This window comes from Bradyrhizobium ottawaense (assembly GCF_002278135.3).
In the GTDB taxonomy this organism is placed as follows: domain Bacteria; phylum Pseudomonadota; class Alphaproteobacteria; order Rhizobiales; family Xanthobacteraceae; genus Bradyrhizobium; species Bradyrhizobium ottawaense.
On record NZ_CP029425.2, the window covers coordinates 5712665 to 5736956 of the forward strand.

Annotated in this window: 18 protein-coding genes; 11 read left to right on the forward strand and 7 right to left on the reverse strand. The window is 66.2% G+C overall.

The window, feature by feature from the left end:
* Nucleotides 1-84 precede the first annotated feature (84 nt).
* The 6 genes from CIT37_RS27235 (at nucleotide 85) to CIT37_RS27260 (ending at nucleotide 8133) form a co-directional block, all read left to right on the forward strand.
* Nucleotides 85-282, forward strand: a complete 198-nt coding sequence (locus tag CIT37_RS27235; protein ID WP_018315845.1) for a hypothetical protein — start codon at nucleotides 85-87, stop codon at nucleotides 280-282.
* Nucleotides 283-339: 57 nt separating this feature from the next.
* Nucleotides 340-990: a hypothetical protein gene (locus CIT37_RS27240; RefSeq protein ID WP_038947110.1), complete on the forward strand. Its 651-nt coding sequence runs from the start codon at nucleotides 340-342 to the stop codon at nucleotides 988-990.
* Nucleotides 991-2009: 1019 nt separating this feature from the next.
* Nucleotides 2010-3005: an NAD(P)H-dependent flavin oxidoreductase gene (locus tag CIT37_RS27245; RefSeq protein ID WP_028143024.1), complete on the forward strand. Its 996-nt coding sequence runs from the start codon at nucleotides 2010-2012 to the stop codon at nucleotides 3003-3005.
* A gap of 25 nt (nucleotides 3006-3030) precedes the next feature.
* The gene (locus tag CIT37_RS27250; protein ID WP_028143023.1) at nucleotides 3031-3999 is read left to right on the forward strand and encodes a quinone oxidoreductase family protein; all 969 of its coding nucleotides are present in this window, start codon (nucleotides 3031-3033) and stop codon (nucleotides 3997-3999) included.
* A 203-nt stretch (nucleotides 4000-4202) separates the two neighbouring features.
* Nucleotides 4203-5576 carry a cation-efflux pump gene (locus CIT37_RS27255; RefSeq protein ID WP_095426479.1) on the forward strand — a complete coding sequence of 458 codons (1374 nt, stop codon included), beginning with the start codon at nucleotides 4203-4205 and terminating at the stop codon, nucleotides 5574-5576.
* 226 nt (nucleotides 5577-5802) lie between these two features.
* A complete protein-coding gene (locus CIT37_RS27260; protein WP_095426478.1) occupies nucleotides 5803-8133 on the forward strand; it encodes a PAS domain-containing sensor histidine kinase in 2331 nt (776 codons plus the stop codon).
* Between the two features lie 3 nt (nucleotides 8134-8136).
* On the opposite strand, the gene CIT37_RS27265 is transcribed toward CIT37_RS27260, so the two are convergent.
* Nucleotides 8137-9030, reverse strand: a complete 894-nt coding sequence (locus CIT37_RS27265; protein ID WP_028143020.1) for a LysR family transcriptional regulator — start codon at nucleotides 9028-9030, stop codon at nucleotides 8137-8139.
* Between the two features lie 224 nt (nucleotides 9031-9254).
* Between CIT37_RS27265 and CIT37_RS27270 the strand changes: the two genes are divergently transcribed.
* The 5 genes from CIT37_RS27270 to CIT37_RS27290 are packed head-to-tail and all read left to right on the forward strand — an operon-like array spanning nucleotide 9255 to nucleotide 15220.
* Entirely contained in the window at nucleotides 9255-9731 is a 477-nt protein-coding gene (locus CIT37_RS27270; protein WP_095426477.1) for a formate dehydrogenase subunit gamma, read from the forward strand.
* Nucleotides 9728-11284 (forward strand): formate dehydrogenase beta subunit, encoded by a 1557-nt coding sequence (locus CIT37_RS27275; RefSeq protein ID WP_095426476.1) that lies wholly within the window; start codon nucleotides 9728-9730, stop codon nucleotides 11282-11284. The genes CIT37_RS27270 and CIT37_RS27275 overlap by 4 nt, the downstream gene beginning before the upstream one ends.
* 10 nt (nucleotides 11285-11294) lie before the next feature.
* Nucleotides 11295-14168: a formate dehydrogenase subunit alpha gene (gene fdhF, locus CIT37_RS27280; RefSeq protein ID WP_095426475.1), complete on the forward strand. Its 2874-nt coding sequence runs from the start codon at nucleotides 11295-11297 to the stop codon at nucleotides 14166-14168.
* 4 nt (nucleotides 14169-14172) lie between these two features.
* Nucleotides 14173-15000, forward strand: coding sequence for a formate dehydrogenase accessory sulfurtransferase FdhD (gene fdhD, locus CIT37_RS27285; protein ID WP_095426474.1), 828 nt, complete (start codon nucleotides 14173-14175; stop codon nucleotides 14998-15000).
* Nucleotides 14990-15220, forward strand: coding sequence for a formate dehydrogenase subunit delta (locus tag CIT37_RS27290; protein ID WP_028143015.1), 231 nt, complete (start codon nucleotides 14990-14992; stop codon nucleotides 15218-15220). The genes fdhD and CIT37_RS27290 overlap by 11 nt, the downstream gene beginning before the upstream one ends.
* On the opposite strand, the gene CIT37_RS27295 is transcribed toward CIT37_RS27290, so the two are convergent.
* The 6 genes from CIT37_RS27295 to CIT37_RS27320 all read right to left on the reverse strand — a co-directional run bounded on the left by CIT37_RS27295 (nucleotide 15180) and on the right by CIT37_RS27320 (nucleotide 24290).
* Nucleotides 15180-18164, reverse strand: coding sequence for a bifunctional [glutamine synthetase] adenylyltransferase/[glutamine synthetase]-adenylyl-L-tyrosine phosphorylase (locus CIT37_RS27295; RefSeq protein WP_095426473.1), 2985 nt, complete (start codon nucleotides 18162-18164; stop codon nucleotides 15180-15182). The genes CIT37_RS27290 and CIT37_RS27295 overlap by 41 nt on opposite strands.
* Nucleotides 18161-19621 carry a sensor histidine kinase gene (locus CIT37_RS27300; RefSeq protein ID WP_095426472.1) on the reverse strand — a complete coding sequence of 487 codons (1461 nt, stop codon included), beginning with the start codon at nucleotides 19619-19621 and terminating at the stop codon, nucleotides 18161-18163. The genes CIT37_RS27295 and CIT37_RS27300 overlap by 4 nt, the downstream gene beginning before the upstream one ends.
* Entirely contained in the window at nucleotides 19605-20285 is a 681-nt protein-coding gene (locus CIT37_RS27305; RefSeq protein ID WP_095426591.1) for a response regulator transcription factor, read from the reverse strand. The genes CIT37_RS27300 and CIT37_RS27305 overlap by 17 nt, the downstream gene beginning before the upstream one ends.
* 274 nt (nucleotides 20286-20559) lie before the next feature.
* Entirely contained in the window at nucleotides 20560-22137 is a 1578-nt protein-coding gene (locus CIT37_RS27310; RefSeq protein ID WP_028143012.1) for a Do family serine endopeptidase, read from the reverse strand.
* A gap of 221 nt (nucleotides 22138-22358) precedes the next feature.
* The gene (locus CIT37_RS27315) at nucleotides 22359-23702 is read right to left on the reverse strand and encodes a methyl-accepting chemotaxis protein (protein ID WP_095426471.1); all 1344 of its coding nucleotides are present in this window, start codon (nucleotides 23700-23702) and stop codon (nucleotides 22359-22361) included.
* A gap of 105 nt (nucleotides 23703-23807) precedes the next feature.
* Nucleotides 23808-24290, reverse strand: coding sequence for a cytochrome c-type biogenesis protein (locus CIT37_RS27320; protein WP_038970597.1), 483 nt, complete (start codon nucleotides 24288-24290; stop codon nucleotides 23808-23810).
* Between the last annotated feature and the right edge of the window lie 2 nt (nucleotides 24291-24292).

Genomic DNA, 24292 nt, shown 5'->3' on the forward strand with positions numbered 1-24292 from the left:
CGCATTCGGACGTCCATCTCTGAGGCGTGTCTGGGGGGGCACGGCACTGCCGTGTTTGGACCAAACCTTCTAGGGGTATCAGCTGTGAAGAAGATTGTAATTGCTCTGGGTGCCACGCTTGCTCTGGTGACGGCTGCGAACGCTGCGGATCTGCCGCGCCGCCAGCCGGTACCTGTCTATCCGGCGGAGCAGGCGCCGATCGGCAAGATGCCGATTGGCAAGAGCCCGGTTGGAAAGGCCCCTATCGGCAAGGCGCCCGGCCCGGTCGCTGCGCGCTACTGACGCGCAACAGACCAAGCGCAAAACTGGCGTAAGCGGCCGACAGTCGAGGGGCACAGCGTGACGAACAAACCTGATCGATCGGGACCCTGCATCCTTGCGGGGTTCGCCCTCGCGGCCATGATCGCGTGTACGACGCCCTCGGCCTCCGCCCACGAAGCGAACAAGCGCGTTGCCGACGCCAACGCGCTTGCCACGAGCGACTCCACATCGCGGCCTCAGCCGCAGTCGACGCGGCGCTCCGTCGCGCGCGCGGAGAAAGGTCCCTACTACGTCGACTTCCGTGCGCGAACCGCCGCGAGCTGGGGCCACGCCTTCGTCTGGTACGGCAAGACCAGCGAGAAGGCGGTCGAGGTCGCCGGGCTCACGCCGGCCGGCGACACGCTCGCCTACGTGCTCGGCCACGTCACCTTCGTGCCGTCGGAAACCGGTGCGAGCTACGGCGATCTCGATCCGGAATATCTGACCGCGAGCTATCGCGTCTACCTGAACGAAGCCGACGCCAAGCGCGTGTTCGCCTACATCAAGAAGAAGCAGGCGAACTCGCCGGTCTGGAACGCCGAGACCATGAACTGCACCGGCTTCATCGGCGACATCGCCGAGTACATGGGCCTGGAAGTTCCCAATCGCTGGCAACGCCCGGAAAACTTCGTCAACCGCCTCAAGGAAATAAACGGCGGCCGCCAGATGGTGCGGCTGTCGGCAGAGTAGCCCGGCAGCCTGCACCACACGACGCCGTCATTGCGAGCGCAGCCCCTGCCCGTCGGGCAAAACACCCCGCCAAATCCTCCCTCTCGCCTGTCAAGCCCAGCCGCGTCAAATATTCCACTTTACCGAAATTCTGATTTGCCGTACAAGCAAGTCACCCTGGCCCGAGACAAGGGGCGGATCGCGATCGTCACGAACCGCGGACCGGGGTGCGATGGACGCGACGGCGTCGGGCGCGAGCAGCATTGCAGGGCGGGAAACCGTGAGCAAAGCGCTTTCCGCGCATACGACCCGGCGCCGACAGCGTCTTCGCATGGCTTCGGGCGTGAGCACACGCCAGCACTCGAAGTCCCAGCGAAGACGTGCGCGGACGGTCAAGTCGTGTGGTCCTGACGCCCGGGGTCTGTGCGTCAAGTCCTGCGGTGATGTGGCGGCCAACCGGCGCGCGCATCAATCACCCGCAAGGCGACGGGGGCAATAGTGCATCGCTCCCCGAGGAGAGCACGAAGTACGCCGTAAGCCATCGCGCAGGGAAGGCCGGGCGTTCGGCTCACCTGTGGTCCACCCCGTGTGCATCTTCGTAGCGCACGGACTTACGGGTGCCAGCCGGCGCCCGGCCTTCCCTGCGCCCTTGTCTTTCATGAGGGCAACGCGACGACGCAAAACTCGGGCGGAGATGCCGCGAGAGGGCGAAGGTGTGTCTAGTGTTTGAAGACCGGATCGAGGTTATCCGTGCCCCGGACGCAGCGCAGCGTCCCTTCGACGGTGCGCTGCAGAGCCGGGGCCCATCTTTCAGAGCCCTCGCTGAGCATGGGTCCCGCTCTGCGCCGCAACGTGAAGGACGTTGCAGCACATCCGGGACACGAGCCCCAGGATTATCCGCGCCACGGAATCCTCCCTCTCCCTGCATGCTCGCCCCGCCCCCACCGCACGCCCCGCTGATAGACTTTTACCACCCCCGGCGGCATCCTTCCGCCATCACCGACAACAGAGCCTGCGGGCCATCCTGGGGGAAACACAGCATGTTGCAGACACGGTTCACGAAACTCGTCGGCGTCGAGCACCCGATCGTCCAGGGCGGCATGCAATGGGTCGGCCGCGCCGAGCTGGTCGCCGCCGTTGCCAATGCCGGCGCGCTCGGCTTCATCACGGCGCTGACCCAGCCGACGCCGGAGGACCTGACCAAGGAGATCGCGCGCTGCCGCGACCTCACCGACAAGCCGTTCGGCGTCAACCTCACCATCCTGCCCGCGATCAAGCCGCCGCCTTATGCCGAATACCGCGCGGCCATCATCGAGAGCGGCATCAAGGTGGTCGAGACCGCCGGCAACAAGCCCCAGGAGCATGTCGATGAGTTCAGGAAGCACGGCGTCAAGGTCGTGCACAAATGCACCAGCGTCCGCCACGCGCTCTCGGCCGAACGCATGGGCGTCGACGCCATCTCGATCGACGGCTTCGAATGCGCCGGCCATCCCGGCGAGGACGACACGCCCGGCCTGATCCTGATCCCCGCCGCCGCCAACAAGATCAAGATCCCGATGATCGCCTCGGGCGGCTTTGCCGATGCCCGGGGCCTCGTCGCAGCGCTGGCGCTGGGCGCCGACGGCATCAACATGGGCACGCGCTTCATGGCGACCAGGGAGAGCCCGATCCACCAGCTCATCAAGGAGAAGATCGTCGCCAATGACGAGCGCGAGACCGAGCTGATCTTCCGCACCATGCGCAACACCTCGCGCGTCGCCAGGAACGAGATCTCGACCAAGGTCGTCGCGATGGAAAAGGAAGGCGCCAAGTTCGAGGACATCCGCGAGCTGGTCGCGGGTGCCCGCGGCAAGATGGTCTATGCGACCGGGAACTCCGACGAAGGCATCTGGTCGGCCGGCCAGGTGCAGGGCCTGATCCAGGACATCCCGACCTGCGCCGAACTCATCTCCCGCATCGTGCGCGAAGCGGAAGCGATCATCCGCAGCCGGCTCGAAGGCATGATCGTTCAGCCGCAACGCGAAGCCGCCGAATAATCACCGCAAGAAGCGAGAGCAATCCATGAAGGCTTACGTCTACGGCCCTGAGGGCGCTAGGATTTCCGACGTCGCTCAACCAAAACCGAAGGGCACGCAGGTGCTGGTGCGCGTCCGCGCCTGCGGGCTCAACCGCGCCGACACCGGCATGCGCAAGGGGCACGCCCACGGCGCGGCCGGCGGCGCCGGCACCGTGCTCGGCATGGAATGGGCCGGCGAGGTCGCCGAGCTCGGACCGGATGCCCAGGGCGTGAAGATCGGCGACCGCATCATGGGCTCGGGCGGCGCTGCGTTTGCCGAGTACACCCTCGCCGATCACGGCCGGCTGTTCCGCGCGCCCTCGAACATGAACTTCGAGGAAGCCGCCACCCTCCCCGTCGCGCTCGCGACCATGCACAACGCCGTCGTCACCGTCGGCGGCGTGCAGGCGGGCCAGAGCGTGCTGATCCAGGGCGCCAGCTCTGGTGTCGGCCTGATGGCGATGCAGATTGCAAAACTCAAGGGCGCAAAGCTCGTGATCGGCTCCTCGACCGATGCCACGCGCCGCGGCCGGCTGAAGGAGTACGGCGCCGACCTCGCCGTCGACAGCTCCGATCCGAAATGGGTCGAGGAGGTCCTGAAGGCGACGAACGGTGAAGGCGTCGACCTCATCGTCGACCAGGTCTCGGGCAAGGTGGCGAGCCAGAACCTCGCCGCGACCAAGGTGAAGGGCCGCATCGTCAATGTCGGCCGGCTCGGCGGCACCCATGCCGATTTCAACTTCGACCTGCATGCCGCGCGCCGCATCGACTATGTCGGCGTCACCTTCCGCACCCGCACCATCGAAGAGGTCCGCGAGATCTTCGAGGAGGTCAGGAAGGACATCTGGGGCGCGGTGGAATCGCGAAAACTGCAGCTGCCGATCGACAAGGTGTTCGCGTTCGACGACATCGACAAGGCGTTCGACCACATGGAGGCGAACAAGCACCTGGGGAAGATCGTGGTGACGGTGTGAGGGATACCGCGGTCCCGTAGGGTGGGCAAAGCGAAGCGTGCCCACGATCTGTATCCATCACTGACGAATGGTGGGCACGGCGCTTTGCGCCTTTGCCCACCCTACGAGACTAGGCACGACGCGGATTGCTCCTGCAAATCACTAGCGACTACTCCTGTGGATCATCACTTGATGTCCCGCGCTAGGCTGCTAAATCCCCCGCCATGACCTCCCAGCACAGCAAAACCTCGGTCGCCGCGATCTCCATCTTCGCCAGCGGCGGCATGGCGGCGGCCAAGTTCGCGGTCGGCATCGCGATCGGCTCGCTCGCGCTGATCTCCGAGGCCCTGCACTCCTCGATCGACCTGGTCGCGACCATCATCACCTGGGCTGTGGTGCGGGTGTCCGACAAGCCGGCCGACGAGGAGCACCATTACGGCCACGGCAAGCTGGAGAGCGTCTCGGCGCTCGGTGTGACCGCCCTGCTCTACGTGCTTGCCGGCGGCATCCTGGTCGAGGCCTACAGCCGGCTGCGCGAGGGAACCCCGCCGCCGACCATTTCGGCCGTGCCGTTCGTCGTGCTGGTGATCGACATCGTCGTCAATCTCTGGCGCGCCCGCGCCCTGCACCGCGCCGCGCGCGAGACCAGGAGCCAAGCGCTCGCCGCCGACGCGCTGCATTTCGCCTCCGACGTGATGGGCTCGTTCGCCGTGATCATCGGCCTGATCCTCGCCGCCCTCGGCTTCTGGTGGGGCGACGCGGCCGCTGCCGCCGCGGTTGCCGTGATGATCGCCCTGCTCGGCCTGCGCATGGCCGGCTCGACCGTGCAGACGCTGGTCGACCGCGCCCCGCAGGGTGCGCAGGAGAAGGCCACGGCCGCGATCCGCAGCGTCCCGGGCGTGATCGACGTCGAGCGGCTGCGCGTGCGCATGGTCGGCGCGACCACGTTCATCGACACCATCGCCAAGGTGCCGCGGACCTATCCGATCGACCGCGTCGAGGAGATCAAGCGCAGCGCGCAGGCCGCCGTGGACAAGGCATTCGGCGATGCCGACCTCACCTTCACCGCCGTCCCCGTCGCCCGCGACAACGAGACCGTGCGCGACCGCATCATGGTGATCGCGCATAATTCGGGCCTCGCCGTCCACCACGTCACGGTGCACGATCTCGGCGCCAAGCTGATCGTCAGCATCGACCTCGAGGTCGACGCCGGCATGCAGTTGGAGGCAGCCCATGACGTCGCCAACACGCTGGAGCGCAACATCCAGGAGGAGTTCGGCGCGGACGTCGAGGTCGACGTCCATATCGAGCCGCTGGAACCGGAACTGCCGTTCGGGGTCGATGCCGCGCCCGAACGCGTCCAGGCCATCGCCGCCGCGCTGACTGAATACGCCGCCGGCAGCGAGATAAACGACATCCATAATGTGCGTGTCCGCAACACCGACGCCGGCGAGATCGTCAATTTCCACTGCCGCGCCGCGCCGTCGATGAGCGTGATCAAGGTGCACGAGCACGTCGACGCCATCGAGCGCGCGCTGCGGCGCGCGTTCCCGAGCGTGAAGCGCGTGATCAGCCACGCCGAACCGCCGCGTGCGTGACTGGGAGCGCGCGAGGAGTCGCACGTTCTCGTTTCGGACTCCTCGCGCCCGTGCGTTTGCGGACGCGCGCTACGCAAACTGCGCACTGGATAAGAATAATTACGCGTTAACGATTCATTGACTCTCGACACCCCGCGAAAACTGGATTCAAATCGCTGTGATTCGGAAGCGATGTGGGGCTGCCTCCGAACTTCAGTTGCAAGCAGGTTTTTAGGGGGCCGAAGGCATGTCGCGTGCAGACGCCGCGAACGCGTGCGTCCAATCCGATTCGATCAAGGGATTGGCGCAATCGATCGCGAAACCTGCCTATCATCGGCTCTTGATTGCAGAGCCGGCGCTTCGTCGCGCCGTGCCGACGCTCATCATCGCGTTCCTGATCACGATCTGCCTCGGCGCGTTCGTGCAGGTCGTCGATCAGACGCGTCAGAAGCGGCTGGTGATCCGGCACGACATCTCGGCGCTGGCCGACCTGCTCGCCGAACGCATCGACCGCCTCACCTCGGCGCGACAGGAGCGGCTCAAGAACATCGAGAGCCTGCCGGCGCTGTTGCCGGATATGATCCCGTCCTGGGGCACGGCCTCGGGCCGCCACGTCATCGTCACCTCGGCCGGCGTCGATCGCCGTCTCCTCGCCCGCGTCCCGGTCGACAGTGACCCTTCCGGCAACGACCGCCTGCTCGATGCCATCACGACCGCACAATTGCTCGCGGCGCCGACGCGCGACGGCAACGTCTCCGACATGACGCTGCCGAGCGGCAACGCCGCGATGGCGACCTCGCGGCAGATCAAGTCGCTGCCCGGCTTCGTCACCGTGATCCAGGAGCGCAACGAGCCGATCTGGGGCTCCGACGCCGCGCTCTCGGTGACGCTGTCGGCGACGACCGGATTCGTCGTCCTGATCCTGGGCTTCGCCTTCCACTGGCAGTCCACCCGCGCCCGCGAAGGCGACCTCATCAACGACGCCGTGCGCGGCCGGATCGACACCGCCCTCAACCGCGGCCGTTGTGGGCTGTGGGACTGGGACCTGTCGCGCGGCCGGATATTCTGGTCGCAATCGATGTTCTCGATGCTGGGCCTCGACGGCCGCAACGAGCTCCTCACCTTCGGCGAGGTCAACGCGCTGGTGAAATCCGACGACATCGACCTGTTCGCGATCGCCGACCAGCTCATCTCCGAGAAGATCGACCACATCGACCAGACCTTCCGCATGCAGCATGTCGACGGCCACTGGATCTGGCTCCGCGTCCGCTGCGAGAAGACGCGCGGGGCGACCGATTCCAGCGTGCACCTGATCGGGATCGCCGTCGACATCACCGAGCAGAAGAGCCTCGCCGAGAGGACGGTGGAAGCCGACCTCCGCCTGCGCGACGCGATCGAGACAATTCCGGAGGCCTTCGTGCTGTGGGACGCGAGCGACCGCCTCGTGCTCTGCAACTCGCACTTCCAGCGCCTGCACAAGCTGCCCGACACCGCCGTGATCCCCGGCACCTCCTACGAGACCGTGCTCGAAGTCGGCCGCATGCCGGAGGTGCGCACCCGCCACAACGAGACCGCCGCCCAAGGCCCCGGCGCGCGCACCTTCGAAGCGCAGCTCGACGACGGCAGCTGGCTGCACATCAGCGAGCGCCGCACCAAGGACGGCGGCTACGTCTCGGTCGGCACCGACATTACCCGCATCAAGGAGCACGAGCAGAAGCTGGTCGACAACGATCTGCGCCTGCGCGCCACCGTCATCGACCTGAAGCGCTCCCAGGCGGCGCTGGAGCGCCAGGCGGTCGAGCTTGCCGACCTCGCCGAGAAGTACCAGCGCGAGAAGACCCGCGCCGAGGAAGCCAACCAGACCAAGTCGAAGTTCCTCGCCAATATGAGCCACGAGCTGCGCACGCCGCTGAATGCCATCATCGGCTTCTCCGAGATCATGGGCTCGGGCATGTTCGGCGAGCTCGGCAGCGAAAAGTACCAGGAATATTGCCAGGACATCCTGACCAGTGGCCACTATCTGCTCGAGGTCATCAACGACATCCTCGACATGTCCAAGATCGAGGCAGGCCGCATGAAGCTCGACATGGAAGAGCTCGACCTGGCGCAGACGCTCGCGGAATCCTTGCGGGTCGTCACCGGCCGTGCCCAGGACAAGCACCTGACGCTCGACGCCGACATCGCAAAATCCATCTCCGTCGTCGCCGACCGCCGCGCCACCAAGCAGATCATCGTCAACCTGCTCTCCAACGCGGTGAAGTTCACGCCGGACGGCGGACGCATCGTGGTGCGCAGCCGGCAGCTCGACGACCGGATCGTGCTGATGATCGCCGACACCGGCATCGGTATCGCGCCGCATTCGCTGGCGCGGCTCGGCCGCCCGTTCGAGCAGGTGGAGAGCCAGCTCACCAAGACCTATCACGGCTCGGGCCTCGGCCTCGCGATCGCCCGCTCGCTGGCGCAGCTCCATGGCGGCTCGATGCGGCTGCGCTCCAAGCTCGAGGTCGGCACCGTCGTGCGCGTGACCTTGCCACGCGACGCGATCAAGGCGGCGGCCGGGATATCGGCGGCAGCGTGATCCCTACAGCTGCAGCGACGGCGCGACTTCCCTCGCGACATTGACCAGCGCCGCGATCAGCGGCGTCATCGGATCGCGCTGCGGGATCACCATGCCGATGCTGTAATTGACGTCGGGATCGGTGATCGGGATCGAGCGCACCGTGTCGGACAGGCCGAGCGTCTCGGCGAGCTTGGCCGGCATCACGCTCGCCCAGCGTCCCGTCTTCACATGCGTGAACAGCACCAGCAGCGAATTCGAGGTCAGCGTCGGCGTCGCCTCCGCGCCGACGGAACGTAAGGCGCGATCGATGATGCGGCGGTTCTGCATGTCCGGCGTCAGCAGGCACAGCGGAACCTGCCCGACCTCGGTCCATGTCACCGTCTCGCGGTCACCGAACATGCCGTCCGGCGCAGTCAGAAGACGGTAGCTCTCATTGTAGAGCGGAATGGTGCGCACCTTGCCGATTGGCTCGTTCTCGATATAGGTCAGCCCCGCATCGACCTCGAGATTTTCGAGCAGCCCCAGCACCTCGGACGAGGTGGTGGACTGGATACGGAAGCGCACCTCGGGATGCCGGGCGCGAAACGGCGTCGTCAGCGCTGCGACCATGCCGAGCACGGTCGGGATCGCGGCGATGCGGATCTCGCCGGAGAGCTGATGCTTCAACCCGTTGATCTCGTCGCGCATCGCGCGGGCATCGCCGACGATCCGCCGCGCCCAGTCCAGCGCCCGCTCACCTTCGGGAGTGAACCCCTGGAAACGGGACCCGCGCTGCACCAGCATCACGCCGAGGATCTCCTCGAGCTGCTTGAGCCCGGTCGACATAGTCGGTTGCGTCACGCCGCAGACCTCCGCCGCGCGTCCGAAATGCCGCTCCTTCGCCAGCGCCAGCAATAGTTCAAGCTTGTCGATCAACCGGTCGTCCCCTCGGATTCCATCGTGGCATGCAAGCTAGCACGCCGGGCCTGCAGCAACACGCAAAAACCGGCAGCCGATACAACTTTCATTACCAATTCGCATCGGTCGATTGCGGTTGCAAATCGATCCGAATTCGCAATCGCAGCACGGGACAGCTTTATTGATCTGCGAATGATTCCAACTAGTTTGCACCGAGGAAACGCTCAGGTTGAGAACGAAGAATGACAGCGGTTTTTGAGCCTTGGAACGAGACGCGCGGCGCCGAAATCATCGCCGAACACGCCAACCAAGAGGGTGCGACGCTGGTCATCCTGCACGCGCTGCAAGAGGCGTTCGGCTACGTGCCGGAGGCCGCCATTCCCATGGTGGCGCAAGGGCTCAACCTGTCGCGCGCCGAAGTCCACGGCGTATTCACGTTCTATCATGATTTCCGCCACAAGCCGGCCGGCCGCCACGTGCTGAAGCTCTGCCGCGCGGAAGCCTGCCAGGCCGCGGGCGGCGATGTGCTGGCGGCGCGCGCCGAAGCAAAGCTCGGCGTGTCGCTCGGCAGCACCACGGCCGACGATCGCGTCACGCTGGAGCCGATCTACTGCCTCGGCCTGTGTGCGACCGCACCGTCCGCCATGCTCGACGGCCGCCTCATCGGCAGGCTCGATCAGAAGCGCCTCGATGCGTTGATTGTGGAGGCACAGCGATGAGCTTGCGTCTGTTCGTCTCACGCGACGCCGGCGCGATTGCCGTCGGTGCCGACGAAGTTGCTCTGGCGCTGGAGCAGGCTGCAGCCAAGCGCGGCGTGGCGATCGAGATCGTCAGGACCGGCTCGCGCGGTATGTACTGGCTGGAGCCGCTGGTCGAGGTAGCGACGCCGCAAGGCCGCATCGCGTTCGGCCCGGTCACTGAAGCCGATGTGCCGTCCCTGCTCGACGCGCTCGCGAGCAACACGCCGCATCTGTTGCGGCTGGGTGCGACCGAAGAGCTCCCCTGGCTGAAGCGTCAGACCCGCCTCACCTTCGCCCGCTGCGGCGTGATCGATCCGCGCTCGCTCGACGACTACCGCGCCCATGGTGGCTACAAGGGGCTGGAGCGGGCACTGTCGCTCGGCACGGATGCGATCCTCAACGAAGTCACGGCGTCGGGCTTGCGCGGCCGCGGCGGGGCCGGCTTTCCGACCGGCATCAAATGGAAGACGGTCACGCAGGCCAAGGCCGACCGCAAGTTCATCGTCTGCAACGCCGACGAGGGCGACAGCGGCACCTTCGCCGACCGCATGATCATGGAAGGTGATCCCTTCTTGGTGATCGAGGGCATGACCATCGCCGGCATCACCGTCGGCGCGACCAAGGGCTACATCTACATCCGCAGCGAATATCCGCATGCGGTGGAAGCGATGAACGCTGCGATCCGGGCTGCCAAGCGCGGCGGTTATCTCGGCGACAAGATCGGCGGATCCATCCACAGCTTCGACCTCGAAGTGCGGGTCGGCGCTGGCGCCTATGTCTGCGGCGAGGAAACCTCGCTGCTGGAGAGCCTCGAAGGCCGCCGCGGTATCGTGCGTGCAAAACCTCCGCTACCGGCGCATCACGGCCTGTTCGGCAAGCCGACCGTCATCAACAACGTGCTGTCGTTCGCGGCCGTCCCTTTCATCCTCGCCGAAGGCGCCAAGGCCTACGCGGATTACGGCATGGGCCGTTCGCGCGGCACGATGCCGATCCAGCTTGCCGGCAACATCCGCCAGGGCGGGCTGTTCGAGACCGCCTTCGGCGTGACGCTCGGCGAGCTCGTCGACGACATCGGCGGCGGCACGTTCACGGGCCGGCCGGTCCGCGCCGTGCAGGTCGGCGGTCCGCTCGGCGCCTATTTCCCTCGTGCCCTGTTCGACACGCCATTCGACTACGAGGCCTTCGCCGCGCGCGATGGCCTGATCGGCCATGGCGGCATCGTCGTGTTCGACGACAGCGTCGACATGCGCAAGCAAGCGCGCTTCGCGATGGAGTTCTGCGCCGTCGAATCCTGCGGCAAGTGCACGCCGTGCCGGATCGGCTCGACCCGCGGCGTCGAGACCATCGAGAAGATCATCAACGGCGAGCGCGTCAACGAAAACCTCGCGCTGGTCGAAGACCTCTGCAACACCATGAAATTCGGCTCGCTCTGCGCGCTCGGCGGCTTCACGCCCTACCCCGTGCTCAGCGCATTGAAGCACTTCCGGGAAGATTTCGCACCCGCACCGACCACGCTTCAAGCCGCGGAATAGGAGAACGACAATGTCTCTGATCGAAGAAATCGACTTCGGCACGCCGGCTTCCAAATCGGAAACGATGGTGACGCTGACCATCGATGGCAATGAGGTCACGGTGCCCGAGGGCACCTCGATCATGCGGGCCGCGATGGACGCGGGCCACCAGATCCCAAAGCTCTGTGCCACCGACATGGTCGACGCGTTCGGCTCCTGCCGTCTCTGTCTCGTCGAGATCGAGGGCCGCGCCGGAACGCCGGCCTCCTGCACCACGCCAGTGATGCCCGGCCTCGTCGTGCACACCCAGAGCGAGCGGCTGAAGAAGCTGCGCAAGGGTGTGATGGAGCTCTACATCTCCGACCATCCGCTCGACTGCCTCACCTGCGGCGCCAACGGCGACTGCGAGTTGCAGGATATGGCGGGCGCGGTCGGCCTGCGCGACGTGCGCTACGGCTATGACGGCGAGAACCACGTCTTCGCCAAATCGCGCGGCTGCTCCAACGACAATTGGATGCCCAAGGACGAGTCCAACCCCTATTTCACCTACGATCCCTCCAAGTGCATCGTCTGCTCGCGCTGCGTCCGCGCCTGCGAGGAGGTGCAAGGCACCTTCGCGCTGACTATCTCCGGCCGCGGCTTCGACAGCCGCGTCTCGCCGGGCATGAGCGAGAGCTTCCTCGGCTCCGAATGCGTCTCCTGCGGCGCCTGCGTGCAGGCCTGCCCGACTGCAACGCTGACCGAAAAGTCGGTGATCGAGATCGGCCAGCCCGAGCACTCCGTCGTCACCACCTGCGCCTATTGCGGCGTCGGCTGCACCTTCAAGGCCGAGATGCGCGGCGAGGAAGTCGTGCGCATGGTGCCCTACAAGGACGGCAAGGCCAATCGCGGCCATTCCTGCGTCAAGGGCCGCTTCGCCTGGGGCTACACCAACCACGGCGAACGCATCCTCAATCCGATGATCCGCGAACGGATCGAGGATCCCTGGCGCGAAGTGTCCTGGGACGAGGCGTTCTCGTTCGCGGCCGCCAAGATGCGCAGCATCCAGAAGACATACGGCCGCGATGCCATCGGCGGCATCACCTCGTCCCGCTGCACCAACGAAGAGACCTATCTGGTGCAGAAGCTGATCCGCGCCGGCTTCGGCAACAACAATGTCGACACCTGCGCCCGCGTCTGCCACTCGCCGACCGGCTACGGCCTCGCCACCACCTTCGGCACCTCCGCCGGCACGCAGGATTTCGACTCGGTCGAGGACACCGACGTCGTCCTCGTGATCGGTGCCAATCCGGCCTCCGCTCATCCCGTGTTCGCGTCCCGCCTGAAGAAGCGGTTGCGCCAGGGTGCCAAGCTGATCGTGATCGATCCGCGCCGCACCGAGATGGTGGAATCGCCGCATGTGAAGGCGCTGCACCTGCCCCTGATGCCGGGCACCAACGTCGCGGTCATGACCGCGCTGGCGCATGTCATCGTCACCGAAGGCCTCGTCAACGAAGCCTTCGTGCGCGAACGTTGCGACTGGAGCGAGTTCGAGGAGTGGGCGGCGTTCGTCGCGCAGCCCAAGAACAGCCCGGAAGCCACCGCGATCCTTACCGGCGTCAACCCGAAGGATCTGCGCGAAGCCGCGCGCACCTACGCCACCGGCGGCAACGGAGCGATCTATTACGGCCTCGGCGTCACCGAGCACAGCCAGGGCTCGACCACCGTGATCGCGATCGCGAATCTTGCGATGGTCACTGGCAATATCGGCCGTCCCGGCGTCGGCGTGAACCCGCTGCGCGGCCAGAACAACGTGCAGGGCTCCTGCGACATGGGCTCGTTCCCGCACGAGCTGCCCGGCTACCGCCACATCTCCGGTGACGCGGTGCGCGACCAGTTCGAGGCGCTGTGGAACGTCAAGCTCAACCCCGAGCCGGGCCTGCGCATTCCCAACATGTTCGATGCCGCGGTCGAAGGCACGTTCATGGGGATCTACGTGCAGGGCGAGGACATCCTCCAGTCCGATCCCAACACCAAGCACGTTGTGGCTGCACTGTCCGCGATGGAATGCGTCATCGTCCACGACCTCTTCCTCAACGAGACCGCGAACTACGCCCACGTCTTCCTGCCCGGCTCGAGCTTCCTCGAGAAGGACGGCACCTTCACCAACGCCGAGCGCCGCATCCAGCGCGTGCGCAAGGTGATGACGCCGAAGAACGGCATGGCCGACTGGGAGGTCACCATCGGCCTTGCCAGGGCGATGGGCTTCGAGATGAACTACAGCCACCCATCCGAGATCATGGACGAGATCGCGGCGCTGACGCCGACCTTCGCTGGCGTCTCCTACGCCAAGCTCGACGAGCTTGGTTCGGTGCAGTGGCCTTGCAACGAGAAGGCGCCGGAGGGTACGCCAGTGATGCATATCGACGGCTTCGTACGCGGCAAGGGCAAGTTCGTCGTCACCGAATATGTGGCCACCGACGAGCGTACCGGCCCGCGCTATCCGCTGCTGCTCACCACGGGCCGCATCCTCAGCCAGTACAATGTCGGCGCGCAGACGCGGCGCACCGAGAACGTGGTCTGGCACGCCGAGGATCGTCTCGAGATCCATCCGCACGATGCCGAACAGCGCGGCGTGCGCGACGGCGACTGGGTGCGGCTGAAGAGCCGCGCCGGCGAGACCACGCTGCGTGCGGAGATCACCGATCGCGTGGCGCCCGGCGTCGTCTACACCACCTTCCATCACCCGGACACCCAGGCCAACGTCATCACGACCGACTATTCGGACTGGGCGACCAACTGCCCCGAATACAAGGTCACGGCGGTCGAGGTCTCGCCCTCGAACGGCCCGTCCGACTGGCAGAAGGCCTATGACGCGCAGGCGCGGCAGTCCCGCCGCATCGCGCCAGCCGAGGCAGCGGAGTAACCGCATGCATGTAGCTGTCCAGGCGATTGATCGCGGAATCTGGCGCAACGGCGTCGCGTCCGAAGGAACGCGGTTCATTCCGGAGGAGACGCCGCTGGCGCTGACCTATAATGGCGGCACCTATGCCGTCATGATGGGGACGCCGCAGAACCTGGAAGATTTTGCCGTCGGCTTCAGCCTGAGCGAAGGCATCATCAAGTCGGTCGATGACATCAAATCGCTCGACGTCGTTCGCCTCGACGACGGCATCGAGCTCAGGATGTGGCTAACGGCGGAAGATGCGGCGCTCATCAGCGAGCGCCGCCGCCACATCGCGGGGCCCACCGGCTGCGGCATCTGCGGTATCGAGTCCATCGCTGAAGCCGTGCGCCCCGCGGCGGTCGTGCCGCAGGGGCAGAGCTTCACGCCGGAAGAGATCATGGCGGCGATGCAGGCGATCGCGCCGCTGCAATCGATCAATCTGCAGACCCGCGCGGTTCACGCCGCCGCGTTCTGGTCTACTACCGGCCACATCGTCGCGCTGCGCGAGGATGTCGGCCGCCACAATGCGCTGGACAAGCTCGCGGGCGCGCTGGCGCGCAGCCGCACGGATACGCGCGGCGGCATGGTGCTGCTGACGAGCCGCGTCTCGGTCGAGATGGTGCAGAAGGCCGCCGCGATCGGCGCGCCGGTGATGGTCGCGGTGTCCGCGCCCACCGCACTTGCAGTACGCACTGCGGAGGCCGCAGGCATCACGCTGATCGCCATTGCCCGCCAGGACGGGTTCGAAGTGTTTTCGCATGGTGACCGGGTCGCCGCTCGCCATGCCACGGAGGTTGCCGATGTCGCCTGACCGCCTGATCTACATGGCCAACCAGATCGGCAAGTTCTTCGAGAGCCAGGGCCACGGCAAGGCCGTGCCGGGGATTGCCGAGCACATCAAGAAGTTCTGGGATCCTCGGATGAAGCGCGCGATCTTCGCCCATCTCGACGCCGGCGGCGCGGGCCTGGAGCCTGACGTCCGCCAGGCGCTCAGCTCGTTGAAGGCGACGTCCCTTCCAGCAGCGCCCTGAACACGCGCCGCACCTCGCTCTGGGTCTCCTTCACACGCGCCTCCAGCGACGAGAAATCCGGCGCGTCGCCGGCGCGCGCCATCACACGCTGCAGATCGGTGCCGGCGGTTTCGGGCTTGAAGCGGTCGCTGACGCAAAGCCGCAGGATCTGCGTCAGGTCGTGATAGAGCCGCGCCGCGGCGCGCAAGATCTCGGTCTCCGATTGCGGAAGGACGCCGAGCCTGCATGCATTGTCCAGCACCTGCATCGTGCTGACGTCGAGGATCTCCGGCTTGTCGTGAGCGTGCACGAGCTGCAGATATTGCGCGATGAAGTCGATGTCGACCATGCCGCCGGCGGCATGTTTGAGGTCCCAGCAATCGGCCTCGCCCTTCTCCTGGGCGATGGCGCGCCGCATGTCGGCGACGTCGTTGGCGGTGATGGCGGAATCGCGGCGACGGGTCAGGACGTCGCGAATGACGTGTTCGATCCGTTCCCGGAATTCGGGCGAAGCCGACACCACGCGCGCCCGCGTCAGCGCCATATGCTCCCAGGTCCAGGCCTCGTTGGCCTGGTAATCCGCGAATGAGACCAGGCTCGAGGCGACGGGACCGGCGCGGCCTGAAGGACGCAGCCGCATGTCGATCTCGTAGAGCACGCCGTAATTGGTGCGCGTCGTGAACGCGCTGATCAGCCGCTGCGTGAAGCGCGCGAAGTAGTGCGCGCCCTGCAGCGATTTCGGTCCGTCCGAGTCCGGATTGTCGCTGTCGAAATCGTAGAGCAGGATCAGGTCGAGATCGGACGAGGCCGTCATCTCGCGGCTGCCGAGCCGGCCCATCGCGATGATCGCGGTCTCCTGTCCCTTGATCCGGCCATGCTGGGCCGCGAAGCGGTCGGCAACGAGGCCGTGCACGGTGTGGACGATGCCTTCGGCGACATCGGCAAAGGCCGTGCTGGCCTGCTGCGCCGACACGGTGCCGGAGAGGATGCGCGTGCCGATCAGGAACAGGCTCTCCTGCCCGAACAGGCGCAGGCGATCGAGGAACTCTTCGTATGAGCCAGCATCCTGCACGGTCGCAGCTAACCGTCCCGACAATTCCTGCCTGTCCGGCATGGCGCCGAAGAAGCGCGGATCGATCAGGCCATCCATGAGCTGCGGCTGCCGCGCCAGCATCTCGCCGAGCCGCGGCGCAGCGCCGAGCACCAGCGCCACCAGCGCGACGAGCTCGCGGTTCTGGCCGAGCAGCGTGATCAGCCGGCCACCGCGCTGGAGCGCCCCAAGGAATTGATCGAACGCCACGACGGCGCGATCCGGCTCCTCGGCATGGGCGAGGCCGTCGATCAGGGCCGGCACGAACTCGACGAAGGCGCTGCGCGTCGCCTCATTGCGGAACACGCGGTAGTCGCCGGTGATCCAGTCGCGCACCGTCTGCGCGACGGCGGCCGGCTTCTTGAACCCGAGCGTCGCCAGATGATGGAGCAGGCGCGGATCGTCGGGGCCTGCGCTGTAGTCGAGCGCGGGCAGCCTGGCCGTGCCGGTCGGATCGTCGCCTTCGAACAGCTTTTCGTAGTGCCCCTGCACGATCTTGAGCTGCCGCAGCAGCTCGCCCGCGAAGGCCTCGCGATCCGTATAGCCGAAGAAGCGCGCAAAACGCTCGACCGCGTCCTTGTCTTCGGGCAGCGCGTGGGTCTGCTCGTCGGCGATCATCTGGAGGCGATGCTCGACCCGGCGCAGGAATTCATACGCAATGGTCAACTCGTCGCGCGCAGCAGGGGTGATCCAGTTCCTGGACGCGAGAATGTCGAGCGCCCTCAGCGTCGGCCGCACCCGCAATTCCGGATGGCGGCCGCCGGCGATCAATTGCTGGGTCTGCGCGAAGAACTCGATCTCGCGGATGCCGCCGCGACCGACCTTGACATTGTGCCCTTCCACCGCGACCTCGCTCTGGCCGCGATAGGTCTGCATCTGCCGCTTCATGTCGTGGACGTCGGCGAGCGCGGCGAAGTCGAGATGCTTGCGCCAGACGAAAGGCGCGATCTCGGCCAGCAAGGCTTCACCCGCTTTGGCATCGCCGGCGCAGGCGCGCGCCTTGATCATCGCGGCGCGCTCCCAGGTGCGCCCTTCCCGCTCATAATAGTCCAGCGCGGCGTCCCTGGAGATCGCGACCTGCGTCGAGGATGGATCGGGACGCAGGCGCAGATCGACGCGGAACACATAGCCGTCATAGGTGCGCTGCTGCAGGATGCGCGCCATCCCCTGCGTGACCCGGACGAAGAACGGCTGCGGCTCGATATCGGGCGCGAGCGTCGTGGCATCAGGATCGAAGAACACGATGAGATCGATGTCGCTGGAATAGTTCAGCTCGCCCGCGCCCATCTTGCCCATGGCGAGCACGATCAGCCCGCAGCCTTCCTCGGGCGCCTCGGGATTGGGCGGCGTGAGCTTGCCACGTGCGGCTTCCTGCCGCAGCAGGTACTGGAGCGCCGCCTGCACCGAGGACACCGCGACGTCCGTGAGCGCCGCCGTCACCCGCATCACCGGCCAGACCCCGCCAATGTCGCACAAGGCGGTCAGGAGCGCGGCCTCGGCCTTCATGCGGCGAAGCAGCCGCATCACCTCGGCCTCGTCAGGGGCCGCGAGCACCGCCCCCCTCGCCTCCGCGATCAGGGCCGTCAGATGCGCATCCGGATCACATTCGAGCAACCGGATCAGGCGCAAGGCATCGGCGCGCACCAGATCGAACAGATAGGGCGAGAATTCCGCGATACCTGCCAGGATATCCTGCGCAAAGGGATGCGCCAGCAGCGTTTCGAGACGCGCCGATTGGGCCGGCTCGAGCTCGGACAGCCAGCTTTCAAGACGTCGTTCGTCGGTTGTGGAAGCGGCAATATGGGGAGCCTCCGCGAAGCGCGCGGCCAGCCTCTCACCATGCTTGTCCGCGTTTCCCGGCGCGGAGTGGTTCATGCCACCTTCTGTGGCACATCCGGTATTGGCGGAGCAACCCTGTCGCCGGCCCCGGCGCGCGCGGGCAGCACCAGCGTGGCGACGAGACCGGGCTGGGCATCGCCCAATTTCAACTCACCGCCGTGCAATGTCGCAACAGCAGAGGCGAGGCTGAGACCAAGGCCCGAGCCCGGCAGCGTGCGGCTCGCTTCCAGGCGAACGAATCGTTCGACAGCATGCGCGCGGTCGGCTTCGGGGATGCCGGGACCGCGATCGGTGACGCTGAGCAGCACCTTGTCGCCGTCGCGTCTGGCCTCGATCGTGATCGGCCTCGCGTCCATGCTGACCACGGTTCCACCGGTCTGTGCGACCGGCTTGCCGTATTTGATCGCATTCTCGACAAGATTGGCGAGCGCCTGGCTGATCAACTCGCGATTGGCGTGAACCGGTGTCGGCTCGCACCTGACCTTCAAGGTCATGCCGTCGTCCTCGGCCAGTGGCTCGTAGAGCTCGTGGATGCCGTTTGCGACATCGGCCGCATCGAAATCATCCATGTTGCCGCGCGCCTGCCCGGACTCCGCGCGCGCGATCATCAGCAGCGCGTTGAAGGTGCGGATCAGACCGTCGGATTCCTCGATGGTCCGCTCCAGCGCCGCGCGGTAATCGGCTTCGCAGCCCGATTTCGCCAGCGCCTCCTCGGCGCGGTTGCGCAAGCGCGTCAGCGGCGTCTTGAGGTCGTGGGCGATGTTGTCGGAGACCTCCTTCAAGCCAGCCATCAGCGCCTCGATCCGCTCCAGCATGGCATTGAGGTTTTCCGCGAGGCGGTCGAGCTCGTCGCCGCTACGCCCCACCGGTAGACGCCCGCTGAGATCGCCGGTCATGATGCGCTGCGCGGTCCCGGTCATCGCGTCGATGCGCCGGAGCACGCGGCGCGCGACGAAGATGCCGCCGCCGAGACCGAGCACGACGACGATCAGGATCGACCATTGCGCCGCCTTGGCGACGATGCCGAACAGGCGACGCCGCTCGGCGAGGTCGCGGCCGATCAGAAGCCGGAAGCCGTTTTCCAGTTCGGTGACGCGCACGAGCGCACGATGGTCGCGGTCATCGGCGTCCTCGATCCGCCGGTAGGCGGTCTCCGACCAGCCGCGCGTCGCCATCACGCCGGGTGCCAGCGAGCCGACATTGCCGGCGATCGCCTGCCCTGTGGGCGTCGTCACGAGATAGAGGTTGGCGCCCGGGCGTAGCGCCCGATATTCGATCGCGAGCACGAGGCCGCGCAGGCCGCGGCGGCCGTAGATCTCGGAGATCTCCGAGGTCTCGGCATTGACCGTCTGCGTGATTTCCTCGGTGATCAGCCGCCGCGTATTCCAGGCGAAATAGGCCAGCAGCGAGGCGGCGAACATCGCGAACAGCAGCAGATAGACCAGCGTCAGCCGGAACGCCGTGGTGCGGACGAGTTTACCGAATGCCGTCACGGATCATGTACCCGGCGCCGCGGATCGTGTGCAGCAGCGGCCGCTCAAAGCCCTTGTCGATCTTGGAGCGCAGCCGCGAAATGTGCACGTCGATCACGTTGGTCTGCGGATCGAAATGATAGTCCCAGACGTTCTCGAGCAGCATGGTGCGCGTCACCACCTGGCCGGCATGCTTCATCAGATATTCGAGCAGGCGGAATTCGCGCGGCTGCAGCGTCAGCTCGTCCTTGCCGCGGGCGACGCGGTGGGAGAGCCGGTCGAGCTCGAGATCGCCGACGCGGTAGAGCGTGTCCTCGGCAGGTCCCCCGCGGCGGCGCGACAGCACCTCGACCCGGGCCAGCAGCTCGGCGAAGGAATAGGGCTTTGGCAGATAGTCGTCGCCGCCGGCGCGCAGGCCCTTGATGCGGTCGTCGACCTGTCCGAGCGCGGACAAAATCAGCACCGGCGTGGTGTTGTCCTGCTCACGCAGCGCACCGATCAGCGACAGGCCGTCGCGCTTGGGCAGCATGCGGTCGACCACCAGCACGTCGTAATCGCCGTTCTCGGCCATGGCGAGGCCTTCCTCGCCGTCGGCGGCGTGGTCGGCAATGTGTCCGACCTCGCGAAACGCCTTCACGAGGTAGTCGGCGGATTCGCGGTCGTCTTCAATGATGAGGAGGCGCATCGTGCGTTCGGCGGCGGTCAAGGAGGTCAACCTTCTCTAAACATGGCGCGAGCGGCAATCGCATGCAAGCCGAGTGGGAGACTCTGGCATCGAGAAAAAGGCGGGCGGTGAAGCTGGGGGGACCTCACCGCCCTAGGCCTTCCGACGGAGGGGGGCGTAATTCCACCGGAAGGTAGAGAGGGGAAGCGAACGTTGCGCTGCTTCCCCGAAGGGCGCCGTCGGCGGGGGCGACTGATGCCGGCGACACCCTTCATCTCGTAGGCCTCCTGAAGCCTCAGCCCTTGGCGAGGGGCACCGCGACGAAGCGCGACTGGCCGCCGCTCTTCACGCGCATCAGGACGCTGTTCTTGTTGTCGGTCCGCGCCATGTTGATGGCGTCGCGGACTTCGCCGGCGGTGGCCACGCTCTTGCCGCCGACTTCGAGAATCACGTCGCCTTCCTTGAAACCGCGCTCGGCCGCGGCGCTCTTCGGATCGACCTCGGTGACCACGACGCCTTCCTTGCCGGCGCCGGCCACCGAATTGGCGGGGGCAACGGTCATGCCGAGCTTGGGCACGTCGGTGCCCTTGCTCGCACCCTTGCCGCTATCATTGTCGTTGTCGGCCTTGGCCTCGACCGTATTCGGCAGCTGGCCGAGCGTCATGTTCACGACCTTGTCCTGGCCCTTGTGCAGCACGTTGAGCTTCACGGTCGCGCCGGGCGCCATGCCACCGATGGTGCGGGCAAGCTCGCGGGCGTCCTTGACGGACTCGCCGTTGACCGCGGTGATCACGTCACCGGACTCGATGCCGGCCTTCGCGGCCGGACCGTTGGCCTGAGGCTCCGCCACCAGCGCGCCTTCAGCCTTCTTCATCCCGAGGCTGTCGGCGATGTCGGAGGTGACAGGCTGAATCTGCACACCGATCCAGCCGCGGCTGACCGAGCCCTTGTCCTTGAGCTGGGCGACCACGCTCTTGACGGTGCTCGCCGGAATTGAGAACGCGATGCCGACGCTGCCGCCGGAGGGCGAGTAGATCGCGGTGTTGACTCCCATCACCTCGCCGTTGGTGTCGAAAGCGGGACCGCCGGAATTGCCCTTGTTCACGGGCGCGTCGATCTGGATGAAATCGTCATACGGACCGTTGCCGATGTCGCGGCCGCTGGCCGAGACGATGCCGGCGGTCACGGTGCCGCCGAGACCGAAGGGATTGCCGACCGCGAGCACCCAGTCGCCGATGCGCGGCTTGGCGTCGGCGAGCTTGGCGAACGGGAAGTTCGAGCTGCCCTCGACCTTGATCAAAGCGAGGTCGGTGCGCTGGTCGGTGCCGATCACCTTGGCGGTGTAGGTCTTGCCGTCATCGGTGGTGACCTCGACCTTGTCGGCGCCGTCGACCACGTGGTTGTTGGTCACGGCAAAGCCGTCGGCCGAAATGAAGAAGCCGGAGCCCTGGCCCTGCACGACGCGGCCACGGCCGCCCTTCAGGCCCGGGAAACCATCCGGACCGCCGAAGCGGCGGAAGAAGCGCTCCATCGGCGAGCCCGGCTGGAACGGCGCGGAGGAATCATCGCCATCGTCGTTGCTCGCGGTCTTCTCCTTGATGTTGACCTTCACCGAGATCACCGACGGCTTCACACGCTCGACGATGTCGGCGAAACCGACTGGGCGTTCGACCTTGCGGACCTCGTTGTTGACCTGCGCATGCGCCGGGCTCGAGAACAGGTCGGCCGGCGAGGTCGAGGGGCTGAAGCCATAGACGGCGGCGCCGAGACCGGCGACGACCGAGGCCATCAGCGCGAACTTGCGCGCGGAAAACACCGACCGGCGCGGCTGCCGGTAGGACGGAAGGTTCGAGAGGTCGGGACGGTCGGTCATGCGGAGATCTCCAGGGCCTTGAAATCCATTTGGTGCCCGATGGCGGCACCTTACGGTCCTGAAGATGGGGGCTCCCGCCTTACCGTGCGCTGGCGGCGGGGTTAAACTTTTGTAATGAAGGGCTAGCTGCGATGCGGCAGTTCAGCGCACACCGAAAATTGTGGCCTCACAGGAACTTAACCGAGTTCCCGTGATGGCGTCGCAAGCGCGTTTTGGCGCGCTCAGCTTGCCCTGACGCTGACGATGAACTCGTCGACTTCGCGCTTCAGGGTCGCGGCCTGCTGCGACAGGTCGACCGCGGAATCCCGCGCCTCGGCGGCCATGCGGCCGGTCTGCGCGGAGGTCGAGGTGATCTGGACGATATGGTTGGAGACGTCGAGGGTTCCGTGCGCGGCGCTCTGGGCGCTGCGCGTGATCTCCTGCGTCGCGTTGCGCTGCTGGGCAGTGTCGACCTCGATGCCGGACATGATGGACGAGATCTCCGACAGCGTCTTGGAAATGCCGTCGATCGCGCCGCGCGTCTCCGCGGTGATGCCCTGTATGCTGGCGACATGAGAGGTGATCTCCTCCGTCGCCTTGCTGGTCTGATGCGCCAGATTCTTCACCTCGGAGGCGACCACCGCAAACCCCTTGCCGGCCTCCCCAGCCCGCGCCGCCTCGATGGTGGCGTTCAGCGCCAGCAGATTGGTCTGCGATGCGATCGCCTGCACGAGTTGCACGACCTCGCCGATCTTGTCGGCGGCATCGGACAGCGTGTGGATGGTGTCGCGGCTCTTCTCCGCCTGGGACGCCGCGCCCTCGGCGCGCTGCGTCGCGTCGGTGACGCGGCGGCTGATCGTGCCGATCGAGTTCGTCATCTCCTCGGCAGAACCGGCGACCGTCTGCACGCTGGCGCTGGCCTGGCCCGCCGCGCTCGCAACCGCATTGGCCTTGGTGCTGGTGTCGTTGGCGGTCCGCGACAGCGTCTCGGCGTTGCTCTTCAGATGCACCGCCGATGAGGCCACGCTGTCGACGACGCTGGCGACGAGGTCGTTGAAGCGCTTGATCCGGTCGTCCAGGAAATTCGATCGCTCGGCCTGGTGCTGGGCTTCGCGCAGCTGCTGCTCGGTGAGGTGGCGTCGCTCGAGCCCGTTGGTCTTGAAGACCTCCAGCGCACCGGCGAGCAGGCCGATCTCATTGGTGCGGCCGAGCCCCGGAACCGATGTTTGGAACTTCTGGTCCGCAACCTCGCGCATGGCATGCACGATCGCGGCCAGCGGACTGAGGATGCCATTGCGCACGGCGAACCAGGTGGTGAGGCAGATCGCGACGGCGACGACCGCGATCACGCCGCAGGCTATCAGGAAATAGGAGAACGCGGTCTGCGCCTGCTGGTAGATCTGCATGGCATGGTCGCGCGCGGGGCCGCTCAGTGCTGCGAAGTCCGCCGACAGGCTGGTGATCTCGTTGTTGAGATAGAGCACCGCGATGAAGCCGGTGCCGCCGCCGATGCCCAGCAGAAACAATAATGCAGCGACGACGGCGCCGACCAGGAAGCGGATCGTCAGATTGCTGTTCGCGAACATCGGGGGACTCAAAGGCTGGAATCGAATCTTGCGACAAGCTTCCAGACAAAGGTCAACAGAGCATGAAACAAGCTGCGCCCAGCGGCGTAAGTATCACTACGTAGGCTAGGACGACTTCGCATCATCGGACATCAACGCGGCGAGCCGCGCCTGTTCGTCCGCAGTGAGCGGCGGAGCAGGTATGTCTGCACCACTCCGCGAGCGACGGCGGATTTGCAGCCACAGCGCCAGGCCACCGCCGATCAGAAGCAGCGGCCCGAGCAGCCACAGCAGCAGGGTCTGACGTTCGAAGCGTGGCTTCAGCAGCACGAACTCGCCGTAGCGCGCGACCAGGAAGTCGAGCACCTGCGAGTTGCTGTCGCCGGCGCCGATGCGCTCGCGCACCAGGAGCCGCAGGTCGCGCGCCAGCGGCGCATCGGAATCGTCGATCGACTGGTTCTGGCAGACCATGCAGCGCAGCTCGCGCGACAGCTCCCGCGCGCGGGCTTCCTTGGCGGGATCCGGCATGATCTCATCGGGCTGCACGGCGTGGGCCGCAGGCAAGGCCAGCAGCATCAGCAGGACGAACGCGGCCATCATCCGGCGCATCG